Below are 24,871 nucleotides of genomic sequence, written 5' to 3' on the forward strand. Positions count from 1 at the left end.
TGTAGGTCTAGTAGTTTTTTATAGTTTATAACACTGAAAATGAAGCTATTATAAAGTTATGAAAAAAAGCTGAAAACGCATTGAAAAGCCCTGTTTTTTCGTTTACGGGCAAAAAGTTTCGGATAATCTGTACAAAAAGTAATTTATGGTGTCGGGACGGAGGAAATAAACCGCAAAGATGCTATTTTAGCATTCTTATTTTATTCCAGAGTACCATGACAACAATCGAATACATTCTGAAGTTTGTTCCTACGGCTTCCAAAAACATAGAAAACACATTACAACTTTTGGCAGAAGACTGTACGATTCCGTTTATTGCCCGTTACCGGAAAGACAAAACCGGAAATCTGGATGAGGTGCAGATTGAAAACATTGCCAAATACAGTAAGCAGTTTGCCGAAATCGTAAAACGGAAAGAAAGCATTTTAAAGTCGATTGAAGAACAAAACGCCCTTTCGCCGGAATTAAAAAGTAAAATAGACAACAGTTTCGATTTGCAGGAACTGGAAGATTTCTATTTACCCTATAAAAAGAAAAAGAAAACCAAAGCCGATACCGCCCGTGAAAACGGACTGGAACCTTTAGCCAAAATCATCATGGCGCAGAATTCGGATGATGTGGAGTATATCGCTTCCAATTACCTGAACGATAAAGTGGTGAATGAAGACGATGCTCTGCAAGGCGCCCGCGACATTATCGCCGAATGGATTAACGAGAACATTTTCATCCGTAAGAACCTTCGGAGAATGTTCCAGCGCAAAGCAACTATTGCGACCAAAGTGGTGAAAGCCAAAAAAGAGGAGGAGGGCGCTAAAAAATTCGAACAGTATTTTGATTGGAGCGAAACGATTACAAAAGCACCGGCGCACCGATTACTGGCCATGCTTCGTTCCGAAAACGAAGGTTTCATCAAAGTATCGGTGGAAGTGGATAAAGAAGAAGCTTTACGTTTCATTGAAGATACCATTATTAAAAATAACAATGAAACGGCAGGACAACTGAAATTAGCCATCAAGGACAGTTACAAACGTTTGCTGGAACCGGCGATTTCCAATGAAACCCTTCAGGAAGCCAAGGCGAAAGCCGACGTGAATTCCATCCAGGTTTTTGCGGCCAATTTGAGTCAGCTGCTGTTAGCTTCGCCTTTAGGGGAAAAACGAATTCTGGCGATTGACCCAGGTTTCCGAACCGGTTGTAAAGTGGTTTGCCTGGATGAGAAAGGCGATTTGTTGTACAACGAAACCATCTTCCCGCATGCCCCGCAAAACGAAACGGCGATGGCGATGAAGAAAATCCGTTCGATGGTGAATGCGTATAATATTGAAGCGATTTCCATAGGCAACGGAACGGCTTCCCGTGAAACCGAATTCTTCATCAAGAAAATTGCTTTTGACAAACCGGTGCAGGTATTTGTCGTTTCTGAAGCCGGAGCATCTGTATATTCGGCCTCCAAAATTGCGAGGGAAGAATTTTCCAATTATGATGTGACGGTTCGAGGCGCAGTTTCCATCGGAAGACGCTTATCCGATCCTTTGGCGGAACTGGTAAAAATCGATCCGAAATCCATCGGCGTAGGCCAGTACCAACACGATGTGGATCAGACCAAACTGAAAGAGGAATTGGATAATACCGTAATCCGTTGCGTGAATTCGGTGGGCATCAACATCAACACGGCCAGTAAATCGTTGCTGAGTTATGTTTCTGGAATAGGCGAGAAGATGGCCGAAAACATTGTGGCTTTCCGTAGTGAAAATGGCCCGTTCGAAGACCGTAAGCAACTGAAAAAAGTACCGCGTTTGGGCGAAAAAGCCTATCAGCAGGCGGCGGCGTTTATCCGAATCAAGGAAGGGAACAACCCGTTGGACAATTCGGCGGTCCATCCGGAAGCGTATGGCATTGTGGAAAAAATGGCGAAAGATTTGGGAGTGAAAGTCGGCGAACTCATTGCCAACAAAGAGAAAATAAGTCAGGTAAACCCTGAAAACTACATCACGAACGATATCGGGATTTTGGGATTGAAAGACATCCTGAAAGAATTGGAAAAACCGGGACTGGATCCGAGAAAAGCGGCGAAAGTGTTTGAATTCGATCCGAATGTGAAAACGATAAAAGATTTACGCACCGGAATGGTGTTGCCGGGCATCGTGAACAACATTACCAATTTCGGTTGTTTCGTGGATGTGGGCATTAAGGAAAGTGGCTTGGTGCACATTTCTCAGTTGAAAGAAGGATTTGTGTCGGATGTGAATGAAGTGGTGAAATTGCACCAGTATGTTCAGGTAAAAGTGGTTGAAGTTGATGAAGACCGAAAACGCATCCAGCTCACGATGATCTTATAAAAAGAAAAATCCCAAATATCACTTATGACGTTTGGGATTTAAAATATTGAGTTTTAAAGAAAATTATTCTTTAATAAATTTTTTGGTAAATTCTCCTTTTTCTGATTTAATTTTAATTAGATACACTCCGACAGAAAGACTACTTACATCGATGTCGTTACTTGCTTTTTCCAATAGTAGCTTACCTTGTAAATCGTAAATTTTTACAGATGAAATACGCGTGTTGTCTACTAAATCAATATTTAAAATATCTTTTACAGGATTTGGATATAACGAAACACCATTGGAATTAGTGAAATTTTCTGTTGCTAAACTTGTTTCTGAATGTAATGCAATTAAGTATGCAGATTCACCACTATCTTTATAAGTCGTAAAATTACCAGCCACGAATATTTTTCCGTCAGGATTTAAAGCAATTGAGCTAATATAATTACCAAACCCGCCAAATCCATTAAACCCCGTTCCTGTATCAAATACTGTATCTTTGTTGCCATCGGGATTCAGACGGATAATATAATTTTCGGTTACTCCTTTGTAAGTGTTAAAAGCACCTCCTAAGAGTATTTTTCCTCCAGAATGTAAAACAACGCAGTAAACAGATTCATTAAACCCAGACCCTGAAGTAAATGTGGCGTCTTTGCTACCGTCTGGATTCAAACGGATAATTCTATTTTCGGTTACGCTTTGATAAGTGGTGAAATCACCTCCAGTTACTATTCTCCCATCGGATTGCAAAGCTATTGATCGAACACCACTATTAAATCCTGTTCCTGTAGTAAATGTATTGTCTTTACTACCGTCTGGATTCAAACGGATAATTCTGTTTTCGGTTATGCCTTGATAAGCAGTAAATTCACCTCCTACAAGTATTTTTCCATCCGATTGTACAACTATTGAGTTAGCGCCACTATTAAAACCCGTTCCTGTAGTAAATGTGTTGTCTTTGCTACCGTCTGGATTCAGACGGATAATTCTAGTTTCGGTTGCACCATTATAGGTTGTAAAATAGCCGCCTAAAAGTATTTTACCATCGGATTGTAATGCTATTGCGTTAACAACATTATTAAATCCACTTCCTGTAATGAAAGTGTTGTCTCTACTGCCATTTGGATTCAAACGGATAATATAATTTTCGGTTACGCCATTATAACCAGTGAAATTACCAGCGATTAGTATTTTTCCATCGGACTGTAAAACGATGGTGGATACATAATTACTAAACCCAAAACCATTAACTCCAGTTCCTGTATTAAAAGAGATGTCTTTGCTGCCATCGGCATTCAAACGGATAATTCTATTTTCAGTTACACCTTTGTAACTAGTAAATCTACCCCCCACGAGTATTTTTCCATCAGGTTGTATTGCTGTTGCGTAAACAGCAAGAGTAAACCCTTTCCCTACATCATATGTGTGATCTTTGCTGCCATCGGTATTCAAACGGATAATGGAATTTTCGGCCACTCCTTTGTAGGTAGTAAAAACTCCTCCTACTATTATTTTTCCGTCAGATTGTAAAGTAATTGAGTAAATATTACCAGTAGATCCTGTTCCTGTATCAAATGTGACATCTTTGCTGCCATTGGCATTCAAACGGATAATTCTATTTTCGGTCACCCCATTGTAGGCAGTAAAAACCCCTCCCAGCAGTACTTTTCCATCGAGTTGTAAAGCGATTGAGAAAACGTTATTATTAGGCCCAGTGCCTGTAGCAAATGTGGTGTCTTTGCTGCCATCGGCATTCAGCCGGATAATATAATTTTCGGTTACTCCTTTGTAACTCGTAAAAGAACCTCCCACCACTATTTTCCCGTCGGGCTGCGTAATAATTGTTTTAATATCACTACTAAAACCTGTTCCGGTAATAAAAGTGTTGTCTTTGCTGCCATCGGCATTTAAACGAATAATTTTATTATTTCCGGTTACTCCTTTATAAGATGTAAAAAAACCTCCCATGAGAATTTTACCATCGGATTGCAATGCTATTGAGTAAACATAATTATTAAATCCTGTCCCGGTATTAAAAGTGGCATCTTTACTTCCATCGGGATTCAAACGGATGATTCTATTTTCGGCTACCCCTTTGTAAGTAGTAAAAGATCCTCCCACGAGAATTTTACCATCAGGTTGTACGGCTATTGAGTAAACATAATCATTGAACCCTGTTCCTGTATTAAAAGTGGCATCTTTACTTCCATCGGCATTCAAACGGACAATTCTATTTTCGGTTACTCCTTTGTAAGTCGTAAAATAACCTCCTACCAATACTTTTCCATCGGGTTGCAAAACAACAGAGTAAACATAATCATTAAACCCTGTTCCCGTATTAAAAGCGGTATCTTTGCTTCCATCGGCGTTCAAACGGATAATATAATTTTCGGTTACCCCTTTGAAAGCAGTAAAAAAACCTCCCATTACTATTTTTCCATCAGGTTGTGTTGCGGTTGAATTAAAAGCATTATTAAAACCCGGTAATGAACCAAAATGTTGTGCAATATCGCCTGGGTTTTGCGCATAATTAATAGAAGAAAGAGAGAATAAAAATAACAGTAGTATTTTTCTCATAAAATGAAGATTGATTATTGATGGCCAAAAGTACCTAAAAAATTCTTAAAAAGTGGTGGAGATAGACGAAGGCCGAAAGCGCATTCAGCTTACCATGATCTTATAAAAAGAAAAATCCCAAATATCACTTATGACGTTTGGGATTTTTTTTAATATTTTAAAAAACTATTGTTTGTTTTCTTCTTCTTCTTTTTTAGCAGCAGGAGCTTGATCTTCCCCTTTGGAAGCGTTTTTAAATTCCTTGATTCCGGTTCCTAAACCTTTCATCAATTCCGGAATTTTTTTACCTCCAAAAAGCAAAACGATTACTACAACAATTAAAATTATTTCGGTTGCACCAAATTTTCCCATGACTCTTTATTAATTATGTTTCTGATAATTTAATTCAAAATTCTGAGACAAAGTTAGCCATAAAAATTATTTAACAAACAACTATACCATTGTTTTTAAATAAAGTAGCCGAAATTTAGGTTTTCTTTAACCAAAAGACGAAAAGGTTTACACAAACCGTACGCAATCCAAACCGATATTTTTTATATTTGTGAATCAAACCAACAACATGTCCGAAAAAAGACTGAAACGCCAGAAAATCAAGAAAAAACTCTTCAGTAAAAACCGATTGGTCATTCTGAACGAGGATACGTTTGAAGAAATTTTTTCGCTTCGTCTGACCCTGATGAATGTCTTTGTCGTAGCCACTGTAGGTGCCCTGTTGATTATTTTCGTGACGACTTATATCATCGCGTTTACGCCGTTGCGCGAATACATTCCCGGTTATGCTTCCACTGACCTTAAACAAAAAGCGGTCGAACTGACCCTGAAATCCGATTCATTGGAACAGGCCATGAAACTTAATAACCAGTATGTGGAATCCATAAAAAAAGTACTGAATGGCGATTTGGAATACGCCAAATTGAATATCGATTCGATTATTGTCGCAGAACAGATCGATCCGGATGCGGTTGATTTGGAACCTTCCGAAAACGAACTCGAACTGCGGAAAGAAGTTGAATCCAAAAACAAAAAGAACTAATGGAATGGACTGCCGATTTATTGCAAATGCCTTTATTGTGTGGCATTATCTTTATGATTGCTGCTATAGTAATGTATGTTTTTCCGCCCAAAAAAATAAACGCACTCTACGGGTACAGAACCTCAAGTTCCATGAAATCGGAAGAACGCTGGCATTTTGCCCAACGCTTTTCAACCCTGAAAATGGCGCAGGGCAGTGTTTTTTTACTGCTTTCCTCGTTCTTGGGATTACTGATTACGATAGAGGGCAAACTACAGCTTGTGCCGGGAATCCTGTTTCCGTTATTGGTGGTTTTCTACATTCTGTTTTCGACCGAAGCCGCGCTTAAAAACAAATTTCCAAACAAATAATACCAATGTCGTTAAAAGCATTTTTCGCGAAACAGTTCGCCGCCATCATCCACAATAAAACTCAAAAATGGGCTAAAAATCCGGTTGCCACCCAGCAAAAAGTGTTTGAGCAATTGCTTGCCGAAGCCAAAAACACACAGTTTGGAAAGGACCATTGTTTTTCGGAAATAAAAACGTTTACCGACTTTACCCGCAATGTCCCGGTTCGCGATTATGAAGAACTGAAACCGTATGTGGACCGCGTGGTGAAAGGAGAAGAAAATGTATTGTGGAAAGGGAAACCGATTTATTTTGCCAAAACCTCAGGAACCACTTCCGGCGCGAAATACATTCCGCTTACCAAAGAGTCGATGCCCTATCATATCGAAGCGGCACGAAATGCGATTCTGAGTTACATACACGAAACGGGAAAAGCCGATTTTGTCGACGGGAAGATGATTTTCCTCCAGGGAAGCCCGATTCTGGAAGAGAAAAACGGCATCAAACTTGGACGACTTTCAGGAATCGTGGCGCACTATGTTCCGAAATATTTGCAGAAAAACCGCATGCCGAGTTGGGAAACCAATTGCATCGAGGATTGGGAAACCAAAGTCGATGCGATTGTGGAAGAAACCATTAAGGAAGACATGGCGATCATTTCCGGGATTCCGTCTTGGGTACAGATGTATTTCGAAAAATTGTCGGCGAAAGCGAATAAACCGGTAGGCGAGATTTTCAAAAACTTCAACCTGTTTATTTACGGCGGCGTGAATTATGAACCGTACCGCGCCAAATTCGAAAATCTTATCGGACGAAAAGTGGATTCCATCGAATTGTTTCCGGCTTCCGAAGGCTTTTTTGCCTATCAGGATTCCCAAAAAGAGAAAGGCATGTTGTTGTTGCTGAATTCCGGAATTTTCTACGAATTCATCAAAGCCGACGAATTTCATACCGAAAACCCCAAACGCCACACCATCGGGGAAGTGGAATTGGACGTTAATTATGTTTTAATCCTATCCACCAACGCCGGACTTTGGGCCTACAATATTGGCGACACCATTCAGTTTACGAGTCTGAAACCCTATCGAATTATCGTTTCCGGTCGGATTAAACATTACATTTCCGCTTTTGGCGAACACGTCATCGGGAAGGAAGTCGAAGCCGCGTTGCAGGAAGCGATGGAAGACACCGAGGTACGCGTGAATGAATTTACCGTGGCCCCACAAATCAATCCGAAAGAAGGCTTACCGTATCACGAGTGGTTTATCGAATTTGAGAATGAACCCAATAATCCGGCCGAATTTGCGTTACGGATTGACACCGCTATGCGCAAACAGAATGTGTATTACGACGATTTGATTGTGGGACACGTGTTGCGGACCGTCGTTATTACCAAAGTGCCGAAAAACGGTTTTCAGGACTACATGAAATCTATCGGAAAACTGGGCGGACAAAATAAATTACCGCGACTTTCCAACGACCGCAAAATTGCGGAATTATTAAAAAGAGAATAGAAAAAAGAGAATAGAAAAAAGAGAAAAGAACAAAGAAGCTGATGAAAAAATATTTCTTACTGTTGTTTTTAATGAGTTTTCATGTTTTTTCTCAGGTTAAAGGCATCGTTGTGGATGAAAATAACAAACCGATTCCGTATGTGAGTATTTGGGTTGAGAATGAAAACATCGGAACGACTTCGGAGGAAAGCGGGCATTTTGAAATTTCAGTTTCCGATAAAAAGAAAAACCTGATTTTTTCCTCCTTGGGTTTTGAAAAGAGAATCATAAAAGCAGCTGATGCCGAAGTGGTCGTTTTAAAACCGACGGCATACGATCTGAAAGAAATTGTTGTTTCCAACCGAAAGCAAACCAAAGCAATCGAGATTGGCCAATCCAAGAGCGAAATCCTTCAGGCTTTTGATAACGGCCCCAGAATTGACGCCAAATTTTTCCCGTATAAACCGTCGTACAACAAAACAAGATTTATACAACAAATTTCCATTTTAACGGACAGCAGCATTGATAACGCCAGTATCAAAATTCACTTGTACAGTGTGGATGCCGATGGCTTTCCCGGAGAAGAACTTTTAGATAAAGATTTTATAGTTTCCCTAAAAAAAGGGGTGGTAAAACAAAAAATCGATGTATCGGATTTCAATTTGATCCTGCCTAAAAACGGCATTTTTGTAGCCTATGAAAAGCTGCTGATTACGAGCAACCGGATTGAAAAAAAGATTATGGATCCCAATACGAAAATCGCCAAATCGCAAATAACGTATGTACCGCTGGTGCTTTATAATTTCGTCGAGAGGGAATTTTTATACACGTTTTCAGGAGGAAAATGGCACAAACAGGTTCCGGAAAAAACCGAAGATTCATCTCCAAAAATGCGGGTGTATGAACCTGTTATCCATCTGAAATTAACGAACTAAAAATAAAAACCTATATTTGTAGGTTAGAAAATAAAATATTTAATGAAAGAATTAAAGAACATTTCGCGCTCCAGAGCGCAAGAGTCGTCGGCAGCTATCGAACGACTGTACATTACCATGCGTCATTTGTTTAACCGCGGTTTCTACAAACCAATGGGGGTTTCGGGAGAAACGCTGCGTGAAGCATTATTATCCTTACGACCGGAAATCTACGGAACCATTGCCGAAGAAAAGGTAGAATTAAACGGATTGTTATACGTTATCGAAAGGCTACCGGTAGGTATAGAGGAGTGCCGTTACATCAACCTAACATCGGATGAAGGGTATTCGAAATCCCATTTCCAACCGATTGTGCCACCCAAAAGAAGAAGAAACTGTTACCGTATTGACGACGAACAGATGAACATTGAAATTACGCGTGGCCGTTCGGATATTTATGATATTCTGACGCACCTAACCTTCATTTTTATCGAATCCCACAAAATCAAAAACCGTGTTTTAATTGATGAGGAAGGACGACTGACCCGTGATTGGGAGAAATTGGAACAGGTGGTACTTCAGAACAAAAAATTAACTTTGATAGACCGTGAGAAAGCCATTTCCCATGCGTCCAATATTTTAGGAAGAACCTTTGCGGAAGTCATCGACATTTACGAAGGTTTCGGAACCAAAGAAAAACCCGACCGTTTCTTACACGTGCTTTACTGGTTAGGAAAACTGGCCATTGAAGAGGTGGTGGACAACAACAAACGAACCATTACCTTCAGTCCGATTTTAAGAGAACGTTTGGGTCATCATATTTATGGTGAAATCTGGGCGAACAATATTAAAGAAGTTTTAGAACAAAACGACTTATTGGCGCGACCAATTCACATCATCAGTGCGAACATGCACAGTGTAATGAATTCGGTTTTTGCCGAACCGGTTTTGGGCAGCAAATACAAAGCCGCCGACGATTTTCAGATTTTCGAAGATTTGAGCAAATCCGGAAACGACGCCTTACGCAAGAAAGTGGAAGAATTCGCGTTGCAACACGGAATGATTTCACTGCCGGACACATCAGGAACCAATATCGACGTGCAGATTTTCGATACGGCTAAAATCGACATCAAGAAATCGGCCTTTCCAAAAGCCACTTTCGGGAAAGAAAAACCGGTACTGATTGTGATGGATTATGCCTTCGGAGAGCAGGCTTTCGAAACGATTGATGAGTTGTTAAAACCGTACAAAACCGCCAACGGGAAAATATTCCTGAATGTGGAATCGGTTTCCATTATGGGGAAAGCCGGAATTTTGCAGGGTGGAAAAGGCGACATCATGATTCCGAACGCCCACGTGAATGAAGGAACTGCAGATAACTATCCGTTCGAAAACGAATTGACAACGGAAATGTTTGAAGGCAATGACATTCCGGTTTTCGCCGGCCCGATGGTTACGGTTTTGGGAACGTCGCTTCAAAATAAAGATCTGTTACAGTTCTTCCACGATTCGACTTGGGGTGCTATCGGTCTTGAAATGGAAGGAGCGTATTATCAGAAAGCGATACAGTCGGCTTCGCGAATCCGTAAGAGCATCAACCCGAACGTAAAAGTGCGTTATGCGTATTACGCTTCGGACAATCCTTTGGAAACCGGAAGCACCCTGGCCTCCGGAGGATTAGGAACAACAGGGGTGAAGCCTACCTACCTTATTACCATTAAAATAATTGAACAGATTTTTAACGTAAAATAATCCAATTTTTATGAGCCATAGCCCTCAAATTAACCCGAGCGATCAGGAAATCGATTTAAGTCAACTTTCAAAGAAAATAGGGGATAAAATCCAATCATTTATTGACTGGTTGTTTGACGGAATTTTATTCATCCGTAGAAACATTATAATTATAGGGGTACTGTTTATCATAGGCGCCGGATTGGGTTTTTATTTGGACAAGAAGACCAAAGTGTATGATCATCAGGTTATTGTGACGCCAAACTTCGGAAGTACGGATTATTTGTATTCTAAAATTTTCCTGATTAATTCCAAAATAAAGGAAGGCGATACGATGTTTTTGAAACAGATAGGGATTAAAAATCCAAAGAAATTTACTGGTATTGAAGTGGAACCCATTGTAGATGTATATCGCTTTATCAATAACAGTGCTCAAAATTTTGAAATGTTGAAATTGATGGCAGAAGATGGGGACTTAAAGAAAATTGTGGAAGAAAACCTAACCAGTAAGAATTATACGTTTCACAATATTTCTTTTACAACTAAAGATATCACTTCGGAACAAAACACCCTTTCTCCGATATTGAATTATTTAAACGAAAGTGAATTTTATGAAAAAATTCAAAAAGAAAGCTTGAATAATATCCATTTAAAAATAAAAGAGAACGACAGTATCATTGCGCAAATTAACGGGGTAATGAACCAGTTTTCGAAAGCGGTTGGCAGCAATCAAAAAAGCGACAAACTGGTGTATTACAATGAAAATACGCAATTGAACGAAGTGCTGAAAACCAAAGAGGCCTTAATCAATGAACAGGGAGCCAAACGATTGGAATTGGTCACTTCAGACCGAATCATCAAGGAGAGTAGTTTTACTTTAAATGTGGAAAACAACAAAATGTCGAACGGGAAGAAAAAAATAATACTACCGTTTTTATTTATAGGTTTATTTACCTTATTTGGTATGGCAAGACGTTTTTACAGACGTCAGTTAGCCAAAAGAAGTTTAGCATAATGAAGAATATCTTAGTAACAGGCGGAGCCGGATTTATTGGCGCCAATTTTGTGCCTTATTTCATAGAAAACAATCCCGAATATCATTTGGTAAATCTTGATATGCTTACCTATGCCGGTGATTTGCAAAATGTAAAAGAGGTTGAAAACCATTCCCGCTATACTTTTGTGAAAGGGGACATTTGCGACAGAGCCTTTATTGAGGAACTGTTTGGTAAATATGATTTTAAAGACGTGATTCATTTCGCTGCCGAAAGTCATGTAGACAATTCGATTTCCGGACCGGAAGCGTTTATCAAGACCAATGTTCTAGGTACCTTCAATCTTTTGGATGTGGCACGAAAACACTGGATGAGCGCGCCCAATGAATACAAATCCGGTTATGAAAACAGCCGTTTCCATCATATTTCCACCGATGAGGTGTATGGGACTCTAGGCGAAACCGGTTTGTTTACCGAAGAAACACCGTACGCGCCCAACAGTCCGTATTCGGCTTCCAAAGCATCGTCTGACATGATAGTGCGAAGCTATTTCCACACGTTCGGAATGAATGTGGTAACGACCAATTGTTCCAACAATTACGGCCCGAAACAACATAACGAGAAATTAATTCCGACCATCATCCGTAAAGCGATTGCGGGTGAAAACATTCCGATTTACGGTGACGGAAAAAATGTACGCGATTGGTTGTATGTTTTGGATCATTGTAAAGGGATTGAACTGGTTTTTCATAAAGGGAAATCGGGTGAGACCTACAATATCGGCGGACGAAACGAGCGAAACAACCTCTACATTGCCAACACGATTTGCGAATTGCTAAACGAAATGAAACCAAAAGCTGGCGGAAATTATCAGGAACAAATCACGTTTGTGAAAGACCGTCCGGGACATGATTTGCGTTACGCTATCGATGCTACAAAAATCGAAACCGAATTGGACTGGAAAGCCGATGAAAATTTCGAAACGGGAATTCGTAAAACAATTGCCTGGTATTTAGAAAAGCTTAATTAGGAATTAGGAATTAGGAATTAGGAATTAGGAATTAGGAATTAGGAATTAGGAATTTTGATTCTTATTAACTCATAACTTTACGTTACAACTTTGCAATTTTGCAACTTTGAGACTTTGCAACTAAAAAGATGAAAGGAATTATATTAGCCGGAGGTTCGGGAACCCGTTTGCATCCGTTAACGTTAGCGGTAAGCAAGCAATTGATGCCAATTTACGACAAACCCATGATTTACTACCCGTTATCAACCTTGATGTGGGCAGGAATACGCGAAATCTTAATCATTTCCACGCCGCATGATTTGCCGTTGTTCCGACAACTGTTAGGCGACGGAAGCAAATTGGGTTGTCGTTTTGAATATGCCGTACAGGAACATCCCAACGGATTAGCGGAAGCGTTTATCATCGGGAAGGAATTTGTCGGCAATGACAAAGTGGCCCTGATTTTGGGCGATAATATCTTTTACGGAACTGGTTTGGCCGAATTGCTTCAGGCAAACAACAATCCGGATGGCGGAATCATTTATGCTTATCACGTTCACGATCCGGAACGTTATGGTGTAGTTGATTTTGATGCCAACGGTAAAGTGCTTTCCATTGAGGAAAAACCGTTGCAGCCGAAATCCAATTTTGCCGTACCGGGAATTTATTTCTACGACAATAATGTATTGGAGATTGCGGCCAATATCAAACCAAGCCACCGTGGGGAATTGGAAATTACTGATGTAAATAAAGAATACCTGAATCGCGGGAAGCTTCAGGTGAGCATCTTAGATCGGGGAACGGCCTGGTTAGATACGGGAACATTCCAGTCGTTAATGCAGGCCGGTCAGTTTGTGGAGGTGATCGAAGAACGTCAGGGATTAAAAATCGGTGCCATCGAAGAAGCGGCTTATAAAATGGGCTTTATCAATGCCGATCAATTACGAGTATTGGCGGAACCCTTATTGAAAAGCGGCTACGGAAAACATTTAATGAGTTTAGTATAACTACCCATGAATTTCATACCTACTAAATTGTCAGGGTGTTTTATCCTTGAACCCAAAATAATAAACGATCCCCGTGGTTATTTCATGGAGAGTTTCAACGAGCAGACTTTTCAGAAAGGTACCGGTCAAGAAGTACATTTCGTACAGGACAATCAATCGTTCTCCACCAAAGGTGTTTTACGCGGATTGCATTATCAGACCGGCGATCATGCACAGGCAAAATTAGTTCGTGTACTTCAAGGGGAAGTTTTGGATGTGGCGGTGGACATTCGTCCGGAATCCGAAACCTATGGTCAGTATGTGGCGGAAGTTTTATCGGCAGAAAACCAGAAACAAATGTTTGTGCCGCGCGGGTTTGCCCACGGATTTGTGGTATTAAGTGAAACGGCAACGTTCTTTTACAAATGCGACAATTTTTACAATAAGGCATCCGAAGGCGGCTTCATGTACAACGACGCTACTTTAAATATCGATTGGCTTTTACCGCAAAGTGACTTGTTGATTTCCGACAAAGACCTAGTATTGCCAAGTTTAGCCGAAGCCAAAAAAGTATGGTAGTTTTAGTAACCGGAGCCAACGGCCAGTTAGGACAGGCCCTACAATTCATTGCTGCGAAGTTTCCGGAAATGAATTTTGTGTTTTGTTCTTCTTCCGAATTGGATATTACGGATAGTGCAAGTTGCACAACGGTTTTCGAAAAACACCAACCCGATTTCTGCATCAACGCTGCGGCATACACTGCCGTGGACAAAGCGGAAAATGAACCCGAAAAAGCACACGCCATTAATGTAACCGGAGCTCAAAATGTCGCTGCGGTTTGTAAAATTCACGATACGGTTTTATTGCATGTTTCCACGGATTTCGTTTTTGACGGTGAAAAAACATCACCGTATACCGAAGAAGATCGTTCCAACCCAACCGGCGTTTACGGTCAGACCAAACTGGATGGGGAAAAAGAAGTTGCTGCTGTCTGGGAAAAACATTTCATTGTCAGAACTTCCTGGGTGTATTCGCAATTCGGAAATAACTTCATGAAAACAATGCTTCGATTGGCTTCCGAAAGAGACACATTGTCGGTAGTGAACGACCAAATAGGAACACCAACCCATGCGGTCGATTTGGCCGAAGTCATATTGAAAATCATCGAAAGCGGGAAAAAAGCATACGGCATCTACCACTTCAGCAACGAAGGTCAGTGCAGCTGGTATGATTTTGCCCAAAAAATCTTTGAGGTAAATGCGGTTTCCATTCAGGTAAATCCAATACCTTCAACCTGTTATCCGACGCCAGCCAAGAGACCGAAATACAGTGTTCTGGACAAAACCAAAATTAAAGAAGTATTCGGATTGGACATCAAAAAATGGGAACAGTCATTAGAACCCTTCCCATCAGTTGTGTAATTCAGGCATTATTTTTTAAGAATTTTTCTGACTGTCGATTTTCCGTCCTCGGTGTGTAATTGCAGTAAATACATTCCGGATGGCAAATGCACCAGATTGATTTCATCCGCTTCAAGTTTCCCGAGTTGAATTAATCTCCCATCAATACCGAAAACCTTATACTCCGGATTGCTTAGCTGGTGTGTAATATGGACCACATCGGTGATCGGATTCGGATAGATGATAAATTCCGGAATTTCATTGGCGGTAGTAGTCAGGGTAACAGCTTTTCCTTCCACGCTTATATTGTTAAATGTCACCCTTTCTCCGGTGTCGACCGTCATATTCGGACCGGTAAAACGAAGGCGTACTTTAAAATCCGGATTGTTGTTAACAGCAATTACGGATGAAAAATCAGTCTCAATCCGTTGGTAGGTATTTGTTATTACATAGGAACTTTGCGATAATCCGGCAGTGGTCCAATTCGGACTTCCGGCATTTGTGGCATAATCGACACTAACTCCGGTGGCGGCGCCCTCATCCAATACCGCAAAAGCAAATTTAATTTCCTCATATCCTGCCGTTGAAAAATTAAAAATCAGCGCGTTTTCCATTCCGCCATTCTGGAACGGTTGCTTGATTTGGATTCCGCGCATGTTGGAATTGCCATAATCCAGGTTTCCGTTAACTTCCGGCAGATAATTTAACGGGGTGGGACTGTTTCTGCGCTCCATGGAGGCTTTTCGCCAATTTGGACTTGAACTGTCAAAAGGATACCCCGCCAGACAGGATTGGTACTGTAAAACACCTTCCGTGGTCTTCTCGAAGGTCGAATTAATGCTTGTTAACGGCGTGTCGTTTACAAGTGCCGTATCCATCATCCAGAAATACAACGTTTCTGCAACCGCCTCATTTCCGGAAGGGATAAAATGGGCCGTAACCGAAAAATCAGCTGTGGGAGTTAGGGTTATTTCCGCATTGGTACTGCTGGAACTTCCCGTCCAATGACTGAAGGCATACCCCGGAAGGGCTTCGGCTTTTAGTTTTACGGGAATATTATGAAAATAGATGCCGGTCCATGGATATGGATTTCCATTAATTCCCGGAGTGCCATCTTTGATGTTGATGGTATTCATTTTGATATAGCCCCGTGTTATGTCGGATACATTTAACGTGGCATTGATGTTGCTGCTTATGCCGAATTTTTGGCGGATGTGCTGTCTTTGATAGCCCGGACGCTGATTGACAAATGTTTTCTCTCTGTTCAGATGGTATTGCCAATCGCTGTTGCTCACCGGGCCTTTCCAACGAAAATACTGGTCATTCATTTCCGGCGCAATAACAGCTGCCATCGCATCAATCTGCGCTACAATTCTGGATGAAAGGAAATTGGTATTCATTAAATCGGCGAAACGGTTGATGAAATCGATTTTAAATGAATCATTAGCCAGAAGTTTGCGCAGGATTAACGTGGACCAAAGAGCATGAACATCCTCATCGGTTGTGGTGGCATCGGCTAAAGTATCGAAATCAGGATCGCCGAAAGTGCTGGTCACATCATGAAAAGCCCAACGCCACCTGCCGTCATGAGGATAAGGCGCATTAGGATTTAAACTTGTTTTTTTTCTCCAAAAAACAACGTTGTTGGTTACCCAATCGTCGTTATTCAAATAGATATTGCTGACGTGGTAATCGATGTAATTTTCGATATCCATTCGGGTTTGAATGTAGGTGTAATTAGTACTTAACGATAGATCCCGATTTTCAATTTCGGCAATAAAGGAATCATAATCTATGCGGTCTCCTTCTTTAACGGTTCCGTGGTTGTTGAGCAAATCTACCGCATCTATATTGTATACCAATTTAAAATAGTTGTCGTCATAGCGTTCCCTAAGGGCTAAAATCCCCCAATATTCCCCATTAACAAACGTGATTACCTGTTGGTGTGCTTCGGTTTCCATGCGAAGGTCTTTCACCAGTTCATTGCATAAACAGTCCCTAAACATGGTGTTGTTCCAATCGCCTCCTTGATTTTTAATCAGTACCCGTTCGTATGCGGTATACGGTTCGTCGGCAAAAAGCGGATACTCCAAATCGTCGGCACCATACGTGGATCTCGCATACACCCGTAGGGATTTATTCGGATAAATACGCGAGTGATCGCCATGGAGGCGCAAGCCCACTTTTTGGTTAATGACTTCCTGGCCGTTTACAAAATAATTAAGATTGGCCAACCGTTCGGTGGTATCTCCATGTCGGCCCCAATTTGCGTAATCGTTATCGGCTTCGTCATTTGGGTTATTCTGGCGCCAGGTGTCAAAATCGATTCCCGCCACAGAAATACCGTCGGTATACTCATAAAATCCGTTTTCATCAAAACTGACTGAGATTACCGGAAGCGTAAATCGGTTTACACCTTGGGGCGAAATGAAATAGTTCTTGGTTACGGTTTCACTGGGAAGCGCTCCGGTCTTAATAGCTTTTGCTTTTACAACAGTAGCTTTGAATATTGGACCGTTTGGAAAATAATCTGGTTCAGAATCCCAAGTGGTTGAGATATTGGATAGCTTATTGGGTTGTGATGACCTATCGCTGATTGGAATTGGTGCGGAATACTGCAGTGTTTGGAAACTGTTTTGAAAGAAGGCACCAAAGGGTTCTCCTGGAAATTCCGGGTAACTTTTTTTATAGGAATAGGTAGTTCCGGACAAATTGTTCTCGTTTGGTTCTGAACCGTCCAAGGTATACAGAATGGTGGTTCCGGGACTGGAAGAAGTGAGCGTCAGATTGAATCCGGTTGTTCTGAATTCGGAAGGTTGTGAAAAAACTGGGGCGCTTAATAATTCAGAGTAACTGGTGGTTGTATTTGCCGCATTGGGTGTTGGGGTTCCGAAGAAAACATACGGACCACTGCCGTTAGGGAACCGGCCATAAGAAATATCCGTTGGTAATGCAACCGGCAATACGGTAGTCACATTACCTCCTGACGGATTTGTTAATAAGAGGGTTTCCCCTCCGTTACTCAGCTTAAAATTAGTGTGCAGCGGATTCCCGGCTACCGCTCTGTTTTTATCGGATGCCCAGACAAGCAGATACTGCCCTGGATTTAGGGTTACACTGGGAAAAGTCCATTTGAACAATTCTGAACCATCATCAGACAAACCATGTCCCAAGAGATTTACAGGACTTGCCCCGGCATTATACAATTCAATCCAATCTTCGTGACTGCCATTTTCGTCGGTTATGGATGTGGTGTTGGCCGTCAGGATTTCATTAATAACTATATTTTGTGAAAACAGTGGATCTATGCTTAGTACAACCAATGTGGTTAGTATCCAAAATGTATTTTTTTTCATGCGTATATAATTTTAATAAAGTTAAATAACAACTTCAATATCAGGTTATTATATCCGACGCAGAGCGATTATAAACGATAAGTTACACTTTTAAATCAAAGGGGTTTTTAAGACATAAAAAGGATGATTTCAACACCCCTTTTTTCATCTGATAAGCAATCCGAATTATCGTTTAAGGATTTTTTTGGTTTCCGATTTTCCGTCTGCTTCCAATTGCAATAAGTACAAACCGGAAGTTAAATGAGTCAGGTTGATTTCATCGCTTTCAAGTGGGCCTTTCTGAATCAATTTACCGTCGATACCGTAAAGGGTATATTCCAGGTTTTTGAGACGATGGTTAATATGCACCACATCGGTTGCCGGGTTGGGGTAGACCACAAAATCCGGAATAGTATTTTCATCGGTGGTAAGCGTTTGGCGTACCCCTTCCAAACTGATGTTATTAAAGGTGACCCTTGCACCCGTGTCGGCGGTCATGTTCGGACCCGTAAAGCGAAGTCGCATCTTAAAATTCACATTATTGTTTACTGTCGGAATGGTTTTCAAGTCGGCTTCAATGCGCTGATAAGTGGTGGTTATTGGAAAAGCACTTGTAGTCATTCCGGCAGTCGTCCAAATTGGTGTGCCCGCATTGGTGGCATATTCCAGGGTAACTCCGGTAGCGGCTCCTTCGTCTAAAACGGCAAAGGCAAATTTGATGTCTTTATAACCCACAGTGGAAAAGTTGAAAATCAGGGTGTTCTGTAATCCGCCGCTTTGGAAAGGTTGCGTGATCTGCAAACCCCTCATGTTGGAATTTGCAAAAGGAAGGTTTCCATTAGCTTCCGGATAATAATTCAGTGGGGTCGGACTGTTACGACGTTCCATAGATGCTTTTCGCCAATTGGGACTTGTGCTGTCAAAAGGATAGCCTGCCAGCGACGATTGGTATTGCAAAACACCGTTTGCGGCCACTTCAAATGTAGAATTCAGACTGGTTAAAGGGGTGTCGTTGGCAATAGCCGTATCCATCATCCAGAAGTAAACGATTTCCGGAGTACCGGTAGTGGTTGAAGGGATGAAATGAGCCGTAAGCGAAAAATGCGCCGTGGGGGTAATGGTTATTTCTGCCGAGGTACTGTTCGAATCCCCGCTCCAATAGCTAAATGCATATCCCGGTAACGGAATCGCTTTTATCTTAACCGGAATATTGTGGAAATAAATTCCGGTCCACGGATATGGATTGGTTGCTATTCCGGGTGTCGACGGGAGTATGTCGATGGTGTTGATTTTGACATATCCGTGTGTGGCATCAGACACATCTAAAGTAGCGTTGATATTGCTGCTGATTCCGAATTTTTGTCGGATGTGTTGCCGCTGATAATTCGGACGCTCGTTGGCAAAACTGTGCATCAGGTTGATACTTTCTTCCCACCAACCGTAATCGGTAGCTTTCCATCGGTCCAGATGTTCCTGTATTTCGGGCTGGATTCTATTTTTCATGGCTGTTGAAACCGCTATGAAACGACTCGGAAGATAATAGGTGTTCATCAGGTCGGCAAAGCGGTTGATAAAATCATTTTTAAAAGTAGTATTGGCCAGCAAACTTCTCAAAACCAGAGTGGATTCCGGCGGATTACCCGAATCGGAGCTGTTCGGATCCGTGGCCACTTCCAGATTATTATGATTGTTGACGCCGGTTGTTGACCCAAAACAATCATCATTATCCTTTAAAGCTGCGCGCCATCGTCCGTCCAATCCGTATAGCGCATTGGGGTTATAGGCGGTTTTTTTTCTCCAAAAGACCGTGTTGTAATGAGGCCAGTCGGTATTGTCATAATAAATGTTTGCGATATAATAATCCCTCATATTATCCACATCCATTTGTGTTTTGATGTAATCAAAATTTGCGGGTATTGTCAGACTGTTGTTGGTCAGATAGACAAACATATTGTTGTAATGACTTCCCGGTAGGCCCCGCTGGTCGTTTTCCATGAAATCCAAATCGACTTCCTCGATGCCGCATACATTTTTGAAGTAATGCTCATCAAATCGTTCCCGAAGATTCAGAATTCCCCAATATTCTCCGTTAACAAAGGTAATCGTGGGTTGGTAGGCCATGGTTTCCATGCCGGTGCCTTTCATCAATTCATCGGCAAGGGCGTCCCGGTACATGGTGTCGAAGAAATCCCCCCCCGAATTGCGCAAAATCAACCGGTTAAAAGTGGTTAGGCTTTCATCGCTGAAAAACTTATGATTCATGCTGTCGTTGCCATAATCGGAACGGGCTACCAACCGTAAGGATTTACTTTGCCAACCTCGTGAATAGCCGCCGTTGATTCGTATTCCGATATCCTGATTTAGTTTTTGGACCCCGTTTTCAAAATAATTGATATTGCCGGTTCGTTCAGAGATGTCCCCATCAATTCTGAAATTGGCATCAAAATTATAAGGATTCGCATTCACCGTCGGATTGGCTGCGCGCCAACCATCAAACAAGGCACCTGCCACAAAAATTCCGTTGTTGTAATCAAAAAGTTTGCTCTCCGTTACACTCAGGGAAACCACAGGCAGCGAAAAGGTACTGTTTCCGGAAGGGGTTACAAAATAGGTTCTTGTAACGGTTTTACTAGGTATCGATCCGGATTTTATGGCTTTGGCCCTTACCACGGTACCCTTAAAGACGGGACTGGTAGGAATGTAATAGGGAACGTGGTGGTGAGTGGAAGACATCTTCGCCAAATCGTTAGGGAGCGAAGAGCGGTCTGCTATGGGAATCGGTCCGGAATATGTAAACGAGCGATAGTTGTTTTGCAGCATGGGCCCGTCAGCATCGCCTACCAATTCCTCATAACTGTTTTTATAGGAATAGGTGGTGCCATTGAGGTTGTTGGGATCCGGATCGGAGCCATCCAGTGTATAGATAATGGTACTGCCTGCCGTCGTATTGGAGATGCCTAGGTTTATTCCGGCGGTATAAAAGCCTCCGGTATGTGTGAAAACGGGGTCTGGTAAAATCCCGGAATAGGAAGTTGTCGAATTAGGTTGTCCCGGTGTAGGCACATTGAAATAAAAATAACCGCCGGTTCCGTTGGGGGATTTTCCGTAAGAAACATTGGCGGGGAGTGCTATGGCGGGAAAAGTAGCCAGATTTAAAGTCGTTTGATTGGTGAGATACAGTGTTTCACCGGTTGCTCCAATTTTAAAGTTGGTGTGCAGCGGACTTCCGGGCGTGGTTCTGTTTTTATCGGAACACCAAACCAACAGATACTGCCCCGGATTTAAGGTAACCGCCGGAAAACTCCATTTGTGCGGTAAAGCGACATCATCAGAGAGTCCGAATCCGTTTAAATTTACCGCTACGCCGCCATAGTTGTACAGTTCGACCCAATCTTCATAATTCCCGTCTTCATCCTGATTGACGGTTGTGTTGGAAGAAAGCACTTCATTTATAGTGATGCTCTGGGAAATAACAGGGTTGGTGAAAAACAATATGGTCGGGGCGAGCAGTGTAAATATTGATTTCATAACGCAACATATTGATTATTAAGAATATAAATTTAATCCTTATTAATCCTAGATGTACTTATTTTCGGCAAAATTGAGATTTAAACGATGAAATACTATTTTTTAATTAAATTTACCAGCTGTATGAATTTTAAGAAATTAAATTACGAATGAATCCCTATATCTACATTTTTGCCACACTCTTTTTTACGGTTTCGGGACAGATTATTTTAAAATGGAGAATAAGTCGTTTGCGACTTATTTTACCAGATTCTTTTGTAAGTAAAATTATGGTGTTGATAAAAGTTATTTTTGATCCATTTATTTTTACCGGTTTTGTTTTTGCCTTTATTGCTTCTTTATTTTGGATGGCTGCCATGACCAGGTTTGAAATAACTACAGCTTACCCTTTTATGAGTTTAGCTCCAGCGCTTGTGTTTTTAATTGGTGTTTTATTTTTAGGCGAAACATTTACAATTGGAAAATTGGCAGGATTAGGATTGATTATACTTGGAACTTTTGTAACGGTTAAATATTAATGAGAAAATTAGCCATTATAGGAGCCAGTTACCTGCAATTACCCTTGGTTGGGAAAGCTAAAGAAATGGGAATTGAAACCCATTGTTTCGCATGGTCTGAAGGTGCCGTATGTAAAGAATTGGCAGATTATTTTTATCCGATTTCGATTCTTGAAAAGGAAGCAATCCTTCAGGAATGTGAAAATATAGGAATTGACGGAATTACTACAATAGCCACCGATATGGCGGTACCGACGGTTTGTTTCGTAGCCGAGCAATTAAAGTTAATTTCAAATAGTGTTGCTTCAGGGGTAATTTCCACAAACAAATTGGAAATGCGTAAGGCGTTTGAAAAGCAAAACTGCAATACACCGAAGTTTGTTGAAACAACATCGAAAAATGTTGATAGTAAGCGCTTTAATTTTCCCTTAATTGTTAAACCGGTCGACAGATCCGGGAGCAGGGGTATTACCAAAGTGAATTTATCAGAAGAACTGCCTAACGCTATTTCATACGCTCTTCAGGAATCGTTTGCTAAAAAAGCACTTGTGGAAGAATTTGTCGAGGGCCATGAAGTAAGTGTTGAAAGCATATCCTGGAAAGGGAGTCATTACATTTTAGCCATAACAGATAAAATGACTACAGGAGCTCCTCATTTTGTTGAATTGGCTCACCATCAGCCTTCGCAATTGCCATTGAAGGTTCAAGAGAAAATCAAAGCCGAAACCATAAAATGTTTGAACGCACTGGAAATTAAAAATGGGGCAGGACATTCTGAATTCAAAATTACTTCTGAAGGAGAGATTTTTGTTATTGAAGTTGGAGCAAGAATGGGAGGCGATTTTATCGGATCCCATTTGGTCGAACTGTCCACAGGATATGATTTCGTCAAAGGAGTGATTGACATTGCTCTGAATACTTTTGAAAAACCGGTTTTAAATAAGCATCACTTCTCAGGAGTTTATTTCCTTTCTAAAGAAACCGAAGTCCTGCAACCTTATTTTTTAAAGGACAATGATTTCGATGTGGAAAAACAAATTCTGAACAATTCACTAAAATACAGTACTAACAGTAACGATCGTTCGGGTTATTTAATATACCAATCGAATAAAAAAATAAATTTATTATGAGATTATCTGTAGTAACCACATTGTACCGATCACGGCCTTTTTTAGAAGTTTTCCTTAGGGAAATAACCGCCGCAATTCAAGTACTGAAAATTGAGGATTATGAATTGATTTTTGTAAATGATGGTTCTCCCGATGATTCTCTGGCCTATCTTTTAACGTGTAAAAATGAATACCCACAGTTAAAATTGATTGACTTATCCCGAAATTTTGGCCACCATTATGCAATTCAAGTGGGATTAACGCAAGCAAAAGGAGAATACGTATTTTTAATCGACAACGATTTGGAAACCTCTCCTTACGTGATAGTGGATTATTACAATGAGATGAGCAAGGATCCTTCACTCGATGTGGTGTATGGTTATCAGGAAACCAGGAAAGGAAACTTTATTGAGAAAAATGCCGGAAGCATATTCTGGGTATTGATTAATAAATTATCGGACACCAAAATACCGCATAATATTTTAACCGAACGATTGATGACCAAACAATATGTAAATGAATTATTGCGTTTGCAAGATGCTAATTTATTTATAGGTGGAATGTTTTATTGGATTGGATTTAATCAGAAAGGATTACCGTTTAAAAAAGGAATTCGTGAAGGAGTCAGTACTTACTCTTTGAAGCGTCGAGCCGAACTGATGCTGCAAGCCATCACATCTTTTTCGGGAAAGCCATTGGAGTGGTTGTTTTATTTTGGGATTACAATTTCATTTTTCAGTTTTCTGTTTATTGTTTATCTTGGCATACAGAAATTAATTCATCAGGAGGAAGTACAGTTGGGCTGGACTTCGATTGTGGCTATAAACGTTTTGATGTTGGGAGTGATTTCTACTTTTTTGGGCATCATAGGGATTTATGTTTATAAAATTTTCCGTCAGGTGCAGGGAAGACCGAATGCTATAATTAAGAAAATTTATGAATAAAATTGTTTTTCTTGTTTCCGGAGGCGGAGGGTCTTTAAAATTTGTTTATTATGCCCTGCAAACTTTGAGAATCAATGCTGAAGTTGTAGGTGTAATTGCTGATAGAGAATGTTCTGCGTTAGAATTTGCCACAAGTAAAAGCATATATTTCAAAAAAATAAAATATAACCGAAATTATACTTTGGAACTTCAGAGTGAATTAAAAAAATTGGTTCCGGATGTTATTGTTACAAATATTCATAAAATAATTGACATTGACACATTGTCTTTGTTTCCTAACAAATTTGTTAATTTACATTATTCCTTATTACCGGCTTTTAGTGGTGTAATTGGTATGGAAACAATAGCTCAGGCAAAAGTTAAGAATGTAGGTTTTGTGGGAGGAACATGTCATTTGGTAAATGAAGAGGTAGACGCTGGTAAAGTTTTGTGTCAATCGTGCGTTCCCATTAATTGGAAAAAAGATCAGCTTGTAATAGATACTGTTTTTAAATCCTCGTCATTAGCTTTACTTGGTGGAATTTTCACAATTTTAAACATCAAAACTGACCGAAACGAACAATTGATAATTAATAAAGAACGAGTTTTATTTTCTCCACCACTTCCCTTCAACACAAGTTTTCTTTCGAAGGAATTTTGGGAGAAAGTAGCAAAATAATCATAATAT

General features: G+C 40.7%; 19 protein-coding genes. 15 read left to right on the plus strand and 4 right to left on the minus strand.

Features of this window, described 5'->3' with window-relative positions; genetic code table 11:
- The first annotated feature begins 215 nt into the window (after nucleotides 1-215).
- Nucleotides 216-2,339: a Tex family protein gene (locus tag BLQ05_RS11150; protein WP_023576232.1), complete on the plus strand. Its 2,124-nt coding sequence runs from the start codon at nucleotides 216-218 to the stop codon at nucleotides 2,337-2,339.
- Nucleotides 2,340-2,402: 63 nt separating this feature from the next.
- Here BLQ05_RS11150 and BLQ05_RS11155 read toward each other — a convergent pair whose 3' ends face one another.
- A complete protein-coding gene (locus BLQ05_RS11155; protein ID WP_074460136.1) occupies nucleotides 2,403-4,901 on the minus strand; it encodes a T9SS type A sorting domain-containing protein in 2,499 nt (832 codons plus the stop codon).
- A gap of 165 nt (nucleotides 4,902-5,066) precedes the next feature.
- The gene (gene tatA, locus BLQ05_RS11160; RefSeq protein ID WP_023576230.1) at nucleotides 5,067-5,252 is read right to left on the minus strand and encodes a twin-arginine translocase TatA/TatE family subunit; all 186 of its coding nucleotides are present in this window, start codon (nucleotides 5,250-5,252) and stop codon (nucleotides 5,067-5,069) included.
- 208 nt (nucleotides 5,253-5,460) lie between these two features.
- On the opposite strand from tatA, the gene BLQ05_RS11165 reads away from it, so the two are divergent.
- The 10 genes from BLQ05_RS11165 to rfbD all read left to right on the plus strand — a co-directional run bounded on the left by BLQ05_RS11165 (nucleotide 5,461) and on the right by rfbD (nucleotide 14,812).
- The gene (locus BLQ05_RS11165) at nucleotides 5,461-5,934 is read left to right on the plus strand and encodes a hypothetical protein (RefSeq protein WP_023576229.1); all 474 of its coding nucleotides are present in this window, start codon (nucleotides 5,461-5,463) and stop codon (nucleotides 5,932-5,934) included.
- Nucleotides 5,934-6,284 carry an SdpI family protein gene (locus BLQ05_RS11170; RefSeq protein WP_051365742.1) on the plus strand — a complete coding sequence of 117 codons (351 nt, stop codon included), beginning with the start codon at nucleotides 5,934-5,936 and terminating at the stop codon, nucleotides 6,282-6,284. Before BLQ05_RS11165 ends, BLQ05_RS11170 begins: the two co-directional genes overlap by 1 nt.
- A gap of 5 nt (nucleotides 6,285-6,289) precedes the next feature.
- Nucleotides 6,290-7,777 carry a GH3 auxin-responsive promoter family protein gene (locus BLQ05_RS11175; RefSeq protein ID WP_023576228.1) on the plus strand — a complete coding sequence of 496 codons (1,488 nt, stop codon included), beginning with the start codon at nucleotides 6,290-6,292 and terminating at the stop codon, nucleotides 7,775-7,777.
- A 41-nt stretch (nucleotides 7,778-7,818) separates the two neighbouring features.
- On the plus strand, nucleotides 7,819-8,691 hold the full coding sequence (locus BLQ05_RS11180; protein ID WP_023576227.1) for a carboxypeptidase-like regulatory domain-containing protein: 873 nt from the start codon (nucleotides 7,819-7,821) through the stop codon (nucleotides 8,689-8,691).
- A 42-nt stretch (nucleotides 8,692-8,733) separates the two neighbouring features.
- Entirely contained in the window at nucleotides 8,734-10,422 is a 1,689-nt protein-coding gene (locus tag BLQ05_RS11185; RefSeq protein WP_023576226.1) for a DUF6909 family protein, read from the plus strand.
- Between the two features lie 10 nt (nucleotides 10,423-10,432).
- On the plus strand, nucleotides 10,433-11,416 hold the full coding sequence (locus BLQ05_RS11190) for a hypothetical protein (protein ID WP_035654407.1): 984 nt from the start codon (nucleotides 10,433-10,435) through the stop codon (nucleotides 11,414-11,416).
- A complete protein-coding gene (rfbB, locus tag BLQ05_RS11195; RefSeq protein WP_023576225.1) occupies nucleotides 11,416-12,426 on the plus strand; it encodes a dTDP-glucose 4,6-dehydratase in 1,011 nt (336 codons plus the stop codon). The genes BLQ05_RS11190 and rfbB overlap by 1 nt, the downstream gene beginning before the upstream one ends.
- Before the next feature lie 128 nt (nucleotides 12,427-12,554).
- A complete protein-coding gene (rfbA, locus tag BLQ05_RS11200) occupies nucleotides 12,555-13,412 on the plus strand; it encodes a glucose-1-phosphate thymidylyltransferase RfbA (RefSeq protein WP_023576224.1) in 858 nt (285 codons plus the stop codon).
- Between the two features lie 6 nt (nucleotides 13,413-13,418).
- Entirely contained in the window at nucleotides 13,419-13,970 is a 552-nt protein-coding gene (rfbC, locus tag BLQ05_RS11205) for a dTDP-4-dehydrorhamnose 3,5-epimerase (RefSeq protein ID WP_035654406.1), read from the plus strand.
- A complete protein-coding gene (gene rfbD, locus BLQ05_RS11210; protein WP_035654405.1) occupies nucleotides 13,964-14,812 on the plus strand; it encodes a dTDP-4-dehydrorhamnose reductase in 849 nt (282 codons plus the stop codon). Before rfbC ends, rfbD begins: the two co-directional genes overlap by 7 nt.
- An 8-nt stretch (nucleotides 14,813-14,820) precedes the next feature.
- Here the strand turns inward: rfbD and BLQ05_RS11215 are convergent, their stop codons facing one another.
- Both BLQ05_RS11215 and BLQ05_RS11220 read right to left on the minus strand, forming a co-directional pair.
- A complete protein-coding gene (locus BLQ05_RS11215) occupies nucleotides 14,821-18,147 on the minus strand; it encodes a CotH kinase family protein (protein ID WP_023576221.1) in 3,327 nt (1,108 codons plus the stop codon).
- Between the two features lie 165 nt (nucleotides 18,148-18,312).
- Nucleotides 18,313-21,654: a CotH kinase family protein gene (locus tag BLQ05_RS11220; protein WP_051365741.1), complete on the minus strand. Its 3,342-nt coding sequence runs from the start codon at nucleotides 21,652-21,654 to the stop codon at nucleotides 18,313-18,315.
- Between the two features lie 149 nt (nucleotides 21,655-21,803).
- On the opposite strand from BLQ05_RS11220, the gene BLQ05_RS11225 reads away from it, so the two are divergent.
- From BLQ05_RS11225 to BLQ05_RS11240, 4 genes are read left to right on the plus strand one after another with little or no spacing between them, the layout of a single operon-like run.
- Nucleotides 21,804-22,172, plus strand: a complete 369-nt coding sequence (locus BLQ05_RS11225) for an EamA family transporter (RefSeq protein WP_023576218.1) — start codon at nucleotides 21,804-21,806, stop codon at nucleotides 22,170-22,172.
- Nucleotides 22,172-23,281 (plus strand): ATP-grasp domain-containing protein, encoded by a 1,110-nt coding sequence (locus tag BLQ05_RS11230; protein WP_035654404.1) that lies wholly within the window; start codon nucleotides 22,172-22,174, stop codon nucleotides 23,279-23,281. Before BLQ05_RS11225 ends, BLQ05_RS11230 begins: the two co-directional genes overlap by 1 nt.
- Nucleotides 23,278-24,204, plus strand: coding sequence for a glycosyltransferase family 2 protein (locus BLQ05_RS11235; RefSeq protein ID WP_035654402.1), 927 nt, complete (start codon nucleotides 23,278-23,280; stop codon nucleotides 24,202-24,204). The genes BLQ05_RS11230 and BLQ05_RS11235 overlap by 4 nt, the downstream gene beginning before the upstream one ends.
- Entirely contained in the window at nucleotides 24,197-24,862 is a 666-nt protein-coding gene (locus tag BLQ05_RS11240) for a formyltransferase family protein (RefSeq protein WP_051365740.1), read from the plus strand. Before BLQ05_RS11235 ends, BLQ05_RS11240 begins: the two co-directional genes overlap by 8 nt.
- Nucleotides 24,863-24,871 lie beyond the last annotated feature (9 nt).

The organism is Flavobacterium saliperosum, from assembly GCF_900100625.1.
In the GTDB taxonomy this organism is placed as follows: domain Bacteria; phylum Bacteroidota; class Bacteroidia; order Flavobacteriales; family Flavobacteriaceae; genus Flavobacterium; species Flavobacterium saliperosum.